Origin of the sequence: Streptomyces sp. NPDC058457 (assembly GCF_042720695.1) — a bacterium.
GTDB lineage: Bacteria > Actinomycetota > Actinomycetes > Streptomycetales > Streptomycetaceae > Streptomyces.
Genome location: NZ_JBHXLU010000001.1, coordinates 16485 through 28279, shown reverse-complemented (window position 1 = coordinate 28279; position 11795 = coordinate 16485). Strand labels below are relative to the sequence as shown.

10 protein-coding genes are annotated in these 11795 nt (G+C 72.6%); 5 read left to right on the top strand and 5 right to left on the bottom strand.

Going from position 1 to position 11795, the window contains the following annotated elements; translation table 11 throughout:
- The first annotated feature begins 366 nt into the window (after nucleotides 1–366).
- Nucleotides 367–2040 (top strand): PucR family transcriptional regulator, encoded by a 1674-nt coding sequence (locus ACFWPS_RS00120; RefSeq protein WP_383699122.1) that lies wholly within the window; start codon nucleotides 367–369, stop codon nucleotides 2038–2040.
- Nucleotides 2041–2208: 168 nt separating this feature from the next.
- Nucleotides 2209–2976 carry a hypothetical protein gene (locus ACFWPS_RS00115; RefSeq protein ID WP_383699120.1) on the top strand — a complete coding sequence of 256 codons (768 nt, stop codon included), beginning with the start codon at nucleotides 2209–2211 and terminating at the stop codon, nucleotides 2974–2976.
- Between the two features lie 314 nt (nucleotides 2977–3290).
- On the opposite strand, the gene ACFWPS_RS00110 is transcribed toward ACFWPS_RS00115, so the two are convergent.
- Nucleotides 3291–4058, bottom strand: coding sequence for a GntR family transcriptional regulator (locus ACFWPS_RS00110; RefSeq protein WP_383699118.1), 768 nt, complete (start codon nucleotides 4056–4058; stop codon nucleotides 3291–3293).
- Nucleotides 4059–4221: 163 nt separating this feature from the next.
- Between ACFWPS_RS00110 and ACFWPS_RS00105 the strand changes: the two genes are divergently transcribed.
- Nucleotides 4222–5046 carry a (2Fe-2S)-binding protein gene (locus ACFWPS_RS00105; protein WP_383699116.1) on the top strand — a complete coding sequence of 275 codons (825 nt, stop codon included), beginning with the start codon at nucleotides 4222–4224 and terminating at the stop codon, nucleotides 5044–5046.
- A gap of 328 nt (nucleotides 5047–5374) precedes the next feature.
- Nucleotides 5375–6409, top strand: coding sequence for a DUF2637 domain-containing protein (locus ACFWPS_RS00100; protein WP_383699114.1), 1035 nt, complete (start codon nucleotides 5375–5377; stop codon nucleotides 6407–6409).
- Nucleotides 6410–6497: 88 nt separating this feature from the next.
- On the opposite strand, the gene ACFWPS_RS00095 is transcribed toward ACFWPS_RS00100, so the two are convergent.
- From ACFWPS_RS00095 to ACFWPS_RS00085, 3 genes are all read right to left on the bottom strand, one after another.
- Entirely contained in the window at nucleotides 6498–6947 is a 450-nt protein-coding gene (locus ACFWPS_RS00095; protein WP_383699112.1) for an ATP-binding protein, read from the bottom strand.
- 306 nt (nucleotides 6948–7253) lie between these two features.
- Nucleotides 7254–7715, bottom strand: a complete 462-nt coding sequence (locus ACFWPS_RS00090; RefSeq protein ID WP_383699110.1) for a hypothetical protein — start codon at nucleotides 7713–7715, stop codon at nucleotides 7254–7256.
- Nucleotides 7716–7829: 114 nt separating this feature from the next.
- Entirely contained in the window at nucleotides 7830–8450 is a 621-nt protein-coding gene (locus tag ACFWPS_RS00085; RefSeq protein WP_383699108.1) for a hypothetical protein, read from the bottom strand.
- A gap of 211 nt (nucleotides 8451–8661) precedes the next feature.
- On the opposite strand from ACFWPS_RS00085, the gene ACFWPS_RS00080 reads away from it, so the two are divergent.
- A complete protein-coding gene (locus tag ACFWPS_RS00080; protein WP_383699770.1) occupies nucleotides 8662–10011 on the top strand; it encodes a helix-turn-helix domain-containing protein in 1350 nt (449 codons plus the stop codon).
- Nucleotides 10012–10036: 25 nt separating this feature from the next.
- Here the strand turns inward: ACFWPS_RS00080 and ACFWPS_RS00075 are convergent, their stop codons facing one another.
- Nucleotides 10037–11779: a pyruvate dehydrogenase gene (locus ACFWPS_RS00075; protein ID WP_383699106.1), complete on the bottom strand. Its 1743-nt coding sequence runs from the start codon at nucleotides 11777–11779 to the stop codon at nucleotides 10037–10039.
- Nucleotides 11780–11795 lie beyond the last annotated feature (16 nt).

Sequence of the window (11795 nt, the reverse complement as noted above, 5' to 3'; positions counted from 1 at the left end):
CTCTTCTCCGTCTCGTGAGTCTCGTGAGTCGTGTGGATTGAGCCAATCCGTGTGCGGCGGGCCCGGCTCGTTCATGTCCTGTTGACGCGGAATGAGGCCAGTACACCGCCCCTTGCTCCAGCGGGGTCAGTCACTGAAACCATGAAGGAGTTGGCTGGCCAGCACGGGCATCTTGTAGATTCGTATGAACGGGGGTCATCAGTTACCTCCTGGTCTTCCTGTGGAAACGCAGGAAACGCCCTGGCAGCCATCGGTTGCGGCCCGGCGACCCTTGGTGACGGCCCGTGGACCCGCCCGTCCGGGCGCCTCACCCGTGACCCTTCATGATTCATCGTAGATTTCGAGACACAGAACGGCGGCGACGAGATGCGGCTGCGCGCACTGCTGGACACCGATGCGCTGGGCCTGCGGCTGCTCGGCGGCGAGGACGAGCTGGACCGTACCGTGCGCGGGGTCATGACCACCGACCTGCGCGACCCGAGCCGCTACCTCTCCGGCGGTGAGCTGGTGCTGACGGGCCTGGCCTGGCGCCGGGACGCGGCGGACTCCGAGCCGTTCGTACGACTCCTGGTGCAGGCCGGGGTGGTCGCGCTGGCGGCCGGTGAGGCGGAGCTGGGAAACGTCCCGGAGGATCTGGTCGTGGCCTGTGCGCGCCACCGTCTCCCGCTCTTCGCGGTCCATGAGTCGGTGGCCTTCGCGACGGTCACCGAGCATGTCGTACGGCAGGTCAGCGGCGAGCGTGCCGGGGACCTGGCGGCGGTCGTGGACCGGCACCGGCGGATGATGACCTCGGGTCCGGCGGGCGGCGGCCCGGACGTGGTCCTGGACCTGCTCGGCTCCGACCTCGACCTGCGCGCCTGGGTGCTGTCCCCGGCCGGCCGCCTGATCGCGGGCTCCAAGGTGTCGGGGCCCGCGCTGCCCGCCGACGTCTGCGCCGGGCTGGCCGCCGAGCACCTGGCCGCCACCCGCACCGGCCGCCGCGGCCCGCACCGGGTCCTGCTCGACGGCACCACGTACTCCCTGTTCCCGATCCGGTCCGGCGGCCGCTCCCCGCAGGGCGCCCGGGACGTACGCGAGACCGTGCTGTCGGACTGGCTGCTGGCCGTCGAGGCGGACGCCGGCGACTGGCCGGAGGAGCGGCTCGACCTGCTCCAGGGCGTCACCCAGCTGATCGCCGTCGAACGCGACCGCCGGGACGCGGCCCGTACGGTGCGGCGCAGGCTGGCGCAGGAGGTCCTCGAGCTGGTCCAGACGGGCGCGGCCCCGGCCGAGATCGCGGCCCGTCTGCGGGTGGCCGCCCCCGTCCTGCTGCCGGGCCTGGGCGCGGCCCCGCACTGGCAGGTGGTCGTCGCCCGCGTCGAGTGGGACGGCGGGGAGGTGGAGGGCGGCCCGGTGGCCCAGGCCCTGCTGGAGGAGATCCTGGTCGATCCGCTGGCGACCGGCCCGGAGCCCTCCGACCGGATAGCGGTGGCCCACACCGGCGACGAGGCGATCGCCCTGGTCCCGCTGCCCGCCGTCGTCGCCGAGCACGACGGCTCCGAGTCCGGCATCCACGCCGACGCCCTTCTGGCGGCCGTACGGGACCCGCTGGCGGCGGGCCTCGACGACGACGGCCGGGTCACCCTCGGTGTCAGCGCGGCCGTGCACTCCGCGGAGGGGCTGCGCGGCGCCCTGGAGGAGGCCCGGCACGCCCGCCGGGTGGCCGCCGCCCGCCCGGGCCGGGTCTGCGCGGCCGGCCACCAGGAACTCGCCTCGCACGTCCTGCTCCTCCCCTTCGTCCCCGACGACGTCCGCCGCGCCTTCACCGCCCGGCTGCTGGACCCGCTGCGGGACTACGACCGCCGCCACCGTGCCGAACTGATCCCCACCCTTGAGGCGTTCCTCGACTGCGACGGCTCCTGGACCCGCTGTGCCACCCGTCTCCACCTGCACGTCAACACGCTGCGCTACCGCGTGGGGAGAATCGAGCAGTTGACGGGCCGGGACCTGTCCCGGCTGGAGGACAAGCTCGATTTCTTCTTGGCATTGCGGATGAGCTGAGGTCACGCGGGCGTGCGACCGGCTCGCGCCAAGTGCCGCCGCCGTCCCACGACTTTGTGAAATTATTCACCCACCCTCTTGGCCCCGCGTGGCGATCGGTGCTGGAATGCGGCCACCACTTCACTGCTCGACGGCGCGCTAGGGGAGGGCAACGTGGCGTACTCCGCCATGTCTGGGAACGGAACGACCGCTGGTGACGATCCGCTCCAGACCGCGGTATGGCGGCTGCGCTCGCGGGCCTGCTGGGCCGACGCGGCGGCCCTGCTGCCGTCGGACACCCCGGCGTACTCCCTGCAGCGGGCGGGGCTGATGGTCGAGCGGTGCCTGTACACCGAGCGGGGCTGGGAAGAGGCGGAGGACGCGCTGCGGACGGCGGAGGCGGTGGCCCGGACCGACGAGGAGCGGGGGGCTGCCGCCTGTGAGCGCGGCCAACTCGCCTATGCGGCCACGCTGCACGGCGTCCGCGACCGCGCGGACGAGGCGCGGGCCGCGCTCGGGAGGGCGGCGGCGCTGATCCCTCCGGGGGCGTCGGGGCGGGCGCTGCTCGACTTCCGGCGGGGTCTGCTGGCGGAGAACCTCACCCGCTCCCCGCAGGCGGCCCGTGCCGCGTACCGCCGCGCCCACGCCGCGGCCACCGCCCACGCCGACCCCCTCCTTCTCTCCTTCACCTGGCGCCACCTGGCCGGACTGGCGTTGCGGGAGGGGGAGTTGGCGGAGGCGCGGCACGGTTTCGCGGAGTCGCTGCGGATCCGGGAGGAACTGGGCTACCTGGTCGGCACGGCCCCGGCGCTCGCCTCCCTGGCCGACACGGAGTCCGAGCCGGAGGCGTCCCGCCTGCGCGAGGAGGCAGGCCGCCTGTTCCGCCTCCTGGGCGGCGTCCCGACCTGGCTGGCCAGGCAGCTCACCCCACCGTCCCCGGGCACGGCAACGGCGTGACGGCTGGGGGCGGGGGGTGTCACTTACCGGCGTTGGCAGGGTGCCGCTGCGCCCACCCGTGCCGCCCTGCGGCACGCCTGCCCGCAGCTATGTGAGCCACGGTCGGGCAGCGCCCCGTAAGGGGCGCGGGGCTGTTTTTGATGTGCGGCTCCGCCGCGCGGGCGCGATCAGCCACGACGCACCCGCACCTGAAACGCCGGGGGGAAGCGCCCCGTAAGGGGCGCGGGGAACTGCGCGATCAGCCACGACGCACCCGCACCCGGCGTACGGTCCGCACCCCGACGGCGAGCCGCCGCCGCAAACGCCCTCGCCCCTCAGCCCGCGGCGGCGAAATGCCCGGCCACCAGCCGCCGCACGGAATCCAGCTCCCCCGAGATCAACGCCTCCAGCAGCGCCGCATGCTCGGCCGCGTCCGACATCAGGTCGGCGCGGCCCCCGCGCAGCGGAACCGCACGGCGGTGCAGGTCCTCGGCGATCTGTACCAGCTGCTCGTTGCCCGCGAGGGCCAGCACCGCCCGGTGGAACGCCCGGTCGGCCTCGGCGTACGTCACCCGGCACCCCGTCGCCGCCGCCCGCACCGACTCCTCGGCGAGCGGCCGCAACGCGGCCCACCGTTCGGCCGGCACGCTGCGTGCCAGCCTCAGCATCACCGGCGTCTCGATCAGCGCCCGGACCTCGGCCAGTTCCGCGAGCTCGCGAGCGCCCCGCTCCACGACCCGGAACCCGCGGTTGGGCACGACCTCGACCGCGCCCTCCAGCGCCAGCTGCTGCATCGCCTCGCGCACCGGCGTCGCGGAGACCCCGAACCGCTCCCCCAGCGCGGGCGCCGAGTACACCTCGCCGGGCGCCAGCTCCCCGCCGACCAGGGCCGTACGCAACGCGTCGAGGATCTGCCCGCGCACGGACGCCCGCTGCACGGCGGGCCTCGGCTGCGGGATCGGCCGCTCGCTGTGCGTGTGCTCGCCCCGCGCGGCCGGCGGGCCGGCGGGGAAACCGGGCGCTTCCCGCGCCGACTCCTCGGACCGCGACTGCGCCGGCACCCTGGCCGTCTCGGCGGGAGCCGCGTGCGCGCGCTGGTTCACGGGTCCTCCTCCGGCTCGTCGGCACTTGGGTCATTAACGGCGGGTTGTTACTTGTCCGTCAAGCACCTTAGGCGCACAAGGCGCTGGTTCAAATTTCCGAACGGATGGGTAAGGTAAGGCTTACTTATCTGACAGTCGGCCCTCACCCGATCGGCGGTAGTCCATGATCTCCCCCGTCTCCGCCTCCTACGCCCGCCTCACCGAGGTCTGCCCGGACCTGGCGGTCACGGAGCTGGGGCCGGGCGACGCGGCACCGCGGGGCGGCGACTGGGTCGGCGCCGCCGAGCTGGCGGCGGGCGGTCCCGGCCTGGACGCCTTCCTGGCCTGGGACGAGGACCAGATCCTGCGCGACGAGGGCAGGCCGGCCCGCCCCGACGTGGTCGCGACCTTCGGCCTGCACCGCTACGGCTGGGCCGCCTGCCTCCTGATCACCCTCCCCTGGTTCCTGGACCGCCGGGTCCCCCGCCTCCCCGCGACCGAGGTGTCGTACGACCGGACGGCGGGCCGGATGGCCGTGCGCGTCACCTCCTTCGCCTGCCTCCCGGGCGACCCGGCGGCGGCGCTGCCCGGCGCGGTCGTCGTGGCCGGCGAGGAGGCGCTGCGGGCCGAGGTGCGGGCGGCCGTCGCCGAGCACCTGGAACCGGTCCTCGGCGGCTTCGGGCCGCGGATGCGGCGACGCGGGCGCGCCCTGTGGGGCATGGCGACCGACGAGGTCGTCGAGGGGCTCTGGTACATCGCCGGACTGCTGGGGGACGAGGCGCGGGCCGTACGTGAACTCGAACAGCTGCTCCCGGGCGCGACCAAGCCGTACGCGGGCTCGGCCGCCTTCCGGGTGCTGTCCGGTCCGGCCGGGGAGGCGCTGCCCACCCGGGACCGGGCGAGCTGCTGCATGTACTACACACTGCGCCCCGAGGACACCTGCGCCACCTGCCCGCGCACCTGCGACGACGACCGGATCGCCAAACTCACGGCGGCCGCCGCGGCCTGAGGCATCCTCAGGCCGGCCGCAGCCCCACCCCCGGGACACAGCACCGCACGGCATCCACTAAGATCGCCATCGGCAAGGGCGCTCCTGCGGGGACAGGGAATTCACAACTTCCTCACTTGCCGCAGGAACTTTCCGAGGAACCACCCGTATGGGTAGTCTTACTCGAACTCAGCTCCCGCCCCTCACGCGGCAGTTCGAGCAGAATGCCGCCCTGGGGCATCCCCTTGCACTTCCTTGGCGGCCTCTTGCCCCGAAACCCCCTGAGGGCCAGTGGGGTTGGGCCACTATGGCGGGCGATACGCCCTATCCCAATGCAAGGGACCCCTAGATGAGACTGACCGACATATCGCTGAACTGGCTGCTTCCCGGCGCCGTACTGCTCCTGGGCATGCTGGTCGCGGTGGCGGTGCTTGCGCGCTCCAAGCGGTCCGGCGGGGAGCACGCGAAGGACGACTCGTGGGAGCGCAGCGAGGAGCGCCGCCGGCGCAAGGAAGCCGTGTACGGCACCGTCTCCTACGCGCTCCTGTTCGCCTCCGCGTCGGTCGCGGCGGCCCTCTCGTTCCGCGGGCTGGTCGGCTTCGGCCAGCAGAACCTCGGCCTCTCCGACGGCTGGGAGTACCTCGTGCCGTTCGGTCTGGACGGCGCGGCGATGTTCTCCTCCGTCCTCGCGGTGCGCGAGGCGAGCCACGGTGACGCGGCCCTCGGCTCCCGGATACTCGTGTGGACGTTCGCGGGCGCCGCGGCCTGGTTCAACTGGGTGCACGCGCCCAGGGGCGTCGACCACGCGGGCGCTCCCCAGTTCTTCGCCGGCATGTCGCTGTCCGCGGCCGTCCTCTTCGACCGCGCGCTGAAGCAGACCCGCAAGGCCGCCCTGCGTGAGCAGGGCCTGGTGCCGCGTCCGCTGCCGCAGATCCGTATCGTCCGCTGGCTGCGTGCCCCCCGCGAGACCTACAGGGCCTGGTCGCTGATGCTCCTGGAGGGCGTGCGCAGCCTGGACGAGGCGGTCGACGAGGTGCGCGAGGACAAGCGGCAGAAGGAGACGAACCGGCTGCGCCGCCGCGAGCAGGACCGTCTGGAGCGGGCCCAGCTCAAGGCCATAAGCCGGGGCCACCGCGGCTTCGTCGGACGCGGCCGGCAGGACGAGGTGCAGCACCAGGTGGAGCGTGCCTCCCAGCCCACTGCGGAGCCTGCCATATCGGCGCCGGAGCAGCTGCCCGTACGCCAGCGGCCCTCCCTTCAGCCCGTCCGCAAAGGGTCTGACCCGATCACCGTGGACCTGACCGCGGAGGACGACACAATGGCGCTTCCGCGCCTCGACTCCCTGGAGCGCAAGCTCAAGGACCTTGAGCAGCAGTTCGGCTGATCACCTGCTGCCGCACGACACCTCGGGACGGGGGCGTGACCTTGAAGGTCACGCCCCCGTCCCGTTGTGTATACGGCCCCGGCCCCCGCTAGGCGGCCTCCGCGTCCAGTTCGAACCACACCGACTTCCCGACCTCGTGCGCCTGCACGCCCCACGCGTCCGCGAGGGAGTCGACCAGTACCAGGCCCCGGCCGTGTGTGCCGTCGCCGGCGCCCGGTGTGCACACCCGCGGCCTGCGGGCCACGAAGTCCCGCACCTCCACGCGCAGTTGGCTCGGTTCCACGACCGCCGTCAGCACCGCCTCGCGGTCGGTGTGGACGAGCGCGTTGGTGACGAGTTCACTGGCGAGCAGTTCCGCTATCTCGGAGCGGCCGGGACGCCCCCAGTGCCGCAGCAGTTCCCGCAGTTCCCTGCGTGCCTCGGGCACCGCCCGCAGGTCCGACCGCCCCAGTCGGCGCCTGAGCTGCGACGGGTGCCCCCGTTCCGTCGTGTCGGTCTCTTCCCCCGCCGTCTGCGCCGAGGAGGCCCCGATGGCCACGGGACCGCCCCCTCGTGCCTGACTGTTCATGACCCCCGCCCGCACGCTGTTGCCGGATCCCCTCCTGATCGAACATGTTCACGGGATCCATGCCCGCTCGGGCACGGGCCAGTCATGTCACGTCGATGACGACCGGGTGTTCGGCCAAGTCCCGGGTCCGCTCCGGCCCGTACGTCACCGCCCGGACCGTCCCGTACGCGCCAAGGGTGCCGCGGACCCGGCGTGATTCAGCCCCGCACGCAACCCCCCGAGCTGTTTCACGCGGTCCGCGGCACCGGCGAACCTGGCCGAAAGCCGACCTTCCGGCTACTTGCCCCCGAGGCCCCTGGTGCCGATGTGAATGATCTTGTGGGTGGAGCGGGTCATGTCGACGACCAGCTTCGTGGTGGTGTTGCGGCTCCAGGTGAGGGTGACGACGGCCTCCGTGTACTTCGCCGTGCCGCTGTCCGTGACCTTCCACTTGAGCGGGGTGTTCTGGGCCCGCAGCACCCCGTCCGCGTGCTCCCGGTCCTCCCAGGCCGAGAGCTTCTTCAGGTAGGTCGGGTCGATGTAGTAGGCGCGCAGCGCGGTGGGCAGGTCACCGCTGCCGTCCGGGTCGCTCTCCGCGTCGATGTAGGCGCCGTAGAAGTCGGCGATGCGGGTGATGTTGTCGGCCGGGGCGCCGGCGACGCTGCGCGGAGCGCCGGCCGAGGCCTGGGCGGTGACGCCGAGCCCGAGGGCCACGGCGAGGACGCCGGCGGTGAGGACGGCGCGGGTCTTGCTGCTCATGTCTGATTCCCCGTTTTCCGAGTCTTGTGTCTTGCTGTCCTGTGTCTTGCTGTCCTGTGTCAGGGGCCGCCCTCCCCTCCCCCGAGGGAGAGGGCGGCCCCGGTCTCGCGTGGGTCAGTGGAGCTTGTTCACGGCCGTGGTGGTGGTCCTCTTGAAGGCCTTCACCGGCGCGTCCGCGAAGCCGCCCAGCCGCCCCCAGTCCACGACGGTGACGGTGCGCCCCTCCCGGCCGATCGAGAGCAGCCGGACGTCACTGGCGCCCCAGGAGGTCTCGGTGTGCAGGGCGTAGACGTGGGCGCCGTCCCCCACCGGCAGGGTGCCGTAGTCCTGGTACGCGGCCTGCGTCGTCGGATCGTCCATCTCGATCCGGTCCGCGCAGGACACGATGTCCTCGTCGAGCTTCGCGAACCGGCCCTTCGCCACCCTGACGCTGGGCAGCTCGGCACTGATCTGACGGGCACTCGTGTCGAGGTCGGTCCGGAACTCCCGGTACCAGGTGTCCTGGCCGGTGCCGAGCGCGACGCCCACGCAGATGTCCTGTCTGTCCTCCTCCGGTATGCCGGCGGTGACCTTGCCGGCCGTCCAGGACGTGCCCGGCTGCGGCGGCAGGTCGGCCGCCGCGAGGAAGCCGGGCGGCTTCGGGACGGCCGCCGCCGGGGCGGCGAGCGCGGTGCCGACGGCCAGTGCGGCGCCGGCGAGTGCGGTGAGCGCGCCTGCTCGGGTGCGCTTGGGCATGGCTGATCCCCCGTGGGTTCGGTGCATGGGTGCGGGATGCCGCCGACGGCGCCGGATGGTCGGTCCGGCCCTGGTCGGTGCGACACCAGAAGCATCGGCCGTCACCTCGCCGGACGGCAACGGCCACCGGCCGTTTCGCCGGCCTGGAACCATCCCAGCCCTGCTGACGTGCAGGTATATGAGTGCCTGGGATACGGACGAGCGGGGGAAGGTGCCCGTGCGCGACGATGTCGAGGAGTTCGCGGCGCTGCTGCGGCAGTTGAAGGACCGTACGGACCGGAGCTACGGCTCCCTGGCCCGCCGCCTGAACATGAACACCTCCACCCTGCATCGCTACTGCGCGGGCGAGGCGGTGCCGCTGGACTTCGCTCCGGTGGAACGCCTGGCCGCGTTCTGCGGGGCGACACCGCAGGAACGGCTCGATCTCCACGAGCGCTGGCTGCGAGCGGTGGCAGCACGCCAGCGACCGCGCGCCACGGAGGGCACGGGCCCGGTAGGGGCCGCCGGGTTCGCGGAGGACTCCGGACCCGTGCAGGCCTCCGGACCCGTGGCAGAGCCGGGCCCCGCAGCGGTGGAACCGCAGACCCCGCAGGCCGCCGGCACGGAACCCCTGACAGGAACGGCCCCCGTCGCCGGCCCCTGGTACCGGCGGCGTCGCACGCTGGTCGCGTCGGCGGTGGCCACAGTCCTGCTGGCGACGCTGGGCACCCTGGCCGCCCTCCCGGACGACCGGCCGGCCGGCGGCACCGCGGCCCGGGGCACCGACTCCTCCGCCACCACCGCCACCACCGGCGACGCCGAGCGGCACGGCACCGGCGCCACCGGCCCGGCAGCGGACCCCGTCTCGGCCACCCCGTCCCCCTCGGCCTCGTCGGACGGCGCCAAGATCTCCTCCCCCGCCGGCCGGAGCACGCCCGGCACCCCGGCCCCGACCGCCGTCCCCCTCACCTGGACCACCGACTCCCAGATCTGGGAAGGGGGCTGCGGCAAGGTCTACCTCGTCAACAAACAGCCGGCGCAGGTACCGCCCCCGCCCGTCCCGCAGGACGCCGGCACCTGGGCGGCCACGCAGAACGCGATAGACGGCGGTAACTCGATCGTGGAGATCTCGGTGCAGGGCCGTTCGTCCACCGCCGTCGTCCTGGAGGACCTGCGGGTGCGCGTCGTCGGCCGTACGGATCCCGCGCCCGGCATCGCCTACTCCATGGCCGACGGCTGCGGCGGCGGACTCACCCCGCGCTACTTCGACGTGAACCTGGACAAGGACCGCCCCATCGCCCGCCCGGTGGCCGGTGAGGGTCCCGACGGGAAGACCGTCTCGACCATGCACCTGCCCTACCGGGTCTCCGCCACCGACCCCGAGGTGCTGCGCGTCAAGGCGGGCACCGTCGGCTGCGACTGCCGCTGGTACCTAGAACTCGACTGGTCGTCACAGGGCCGCTCCGGCACGGTCCGCATCGACGACCACGGGCAGCCGTTCCGCACCAGCTCCGTCAAGGGCCTGCCGCAATACTGGTACGGCTTCGTGGACGGCGCCCGCCAGTGGGTGCCCACGGACTGAGAACCGGTCCGAGCCACCGGCTGCGTCACGGCCGCGGCACGTTGCGCAGGTTGGAGCGGGCCATCTGGACCATCCGGCCCACGCCGCCGTCGAGGACCATCTTGGACGCGGAGAGCGCGAAGCCGGTGACCATCTCGGCCTTGATCTTCGGCGGGATGGACAGTGCGTTGGGGTCGGTGACCACGTCGACCAGGGCCGGTCCCTTGTGGTCGAAGGCGTCTTTCAGCGCGCTCGCGAGCTGCTTGGGCTTCTCGACCCTCACCCCGTAGGCTCCGCAGGCCAGAGCCACGGCGGCGAAGTTGGGATTGGTGTTGGCGGTGCCGTACGCGGGCAGCCCCGCGACCAGCATCTCCAACTCGACCATACTCAGCGCGGAGTTGTTGAACAGCACCACCTTCACCGGCAGGTCGTACTGGACGAGGGTGAGGAAGTCGCCCATCAGCATGGCGAATCCGCCGTCCCCCGACATCGACACGACCTGCCGCCGCCGGTCGGTGAACTGGGCGCCGATCGCCATCGGCAGCGCGTTGGCCATCGAGCCGTGCGAGAAGGAACCGATGACCCGGCGGCGGCCGTTGGGCGAGATGTAGCGGGCCGCCCACACGTTGCACATGCCGGTGTCGACCGTGAACACCGCGTCGTCGTCGGCGAGTTCGTCGAGGACCGAGGCCACGTACTCCGGATGGATCGGGACGTGCTTCTCGACCTTCCGCGTGTACGCCTTCACCACCCCCTCCAGCGCGTCCGCGTGCTTCTTGAGCATCCGGTCGAGGAACCGCCGGTTCTCCTTGGCCCGTACCCGCGGCACCAGACAGCGCAGCGTCTCGCGCACGTCCCCCCACACCGCCAGGTCGAGGCGGGAGCGGCGGCCAAGGACCTCGGGGCGGACGTCGACCTGCACGATCTGCACGTCGTCGGGGAGGAAGGCGTTGTACGGGAAGTCGGTGCCGAGCATGATCAGCAGGTCGCACTCGTGGGTGGCCTCGTAGGCGGCGCCGTAGCCGAGCAGCCCGCTCATGCCGACGTCGTACGGGTTGTCGTACTGGATCCACTCCTTGCCGCGCAGGGCGTGGCCGACCGGGGACTTGATCTTCTCCGCGAGTTCCATGACCTCCGCGTGGGCGCCCGCCGTGCCGCTGCCGCAGAACAGGGTCACCTTGTCCGCCGCGTCGATCATCGCGACGAGCCGGTCGAGTTCCTCGTCTCCGGGGCGGACGGTCGGCCGGGAGGTGACGATGGCGGCCGAGGCGGACTGCTCGGGCGCGGGCTCGTCGGCGATGTCGCCCGGCAGCGAGACGACGCTCACGCCGCTGCGGCCGACCGCGTGCTGGATGGCGGTCTGCAGCAGCCGGGGCATCTGCTTCGGGCTGGAGATCAGCTCGCTGTAGTGGCTGCATTCCTGGAAGAGCCGGTCCGGGTGGGTCTCCTGGAAGTAGCCGAGGCCGATCTCGCCGGCGGGGATGTGGGAGGCGAGGGCGAGCACCGGGGCCATCGAGCGGTGGGCGTCGTACAGGCCGTTGATCAGGTGCAGGTTGCCCGGGCCGCAGGAGCCGGCGCAGGCCGCCAGTGTGCCGGTGATCTGGGCCTCGGCGCCGGCCGCGAAGGCGGCGGTCTCCTCGTGGCGGACGTGGATCCAGTCGATGGCGGAGTTGCGGCGGACGGCGTCCACGACCGGGTTGAGGCTGTCGCCGACGACGCCGTAGAGGCGGCGCACGCCTGCGCGGACGAGGATGTCGACGAACTGCTCGGCGATGTTCTGCTTGGCCATGGCGGTCGGGCACCCT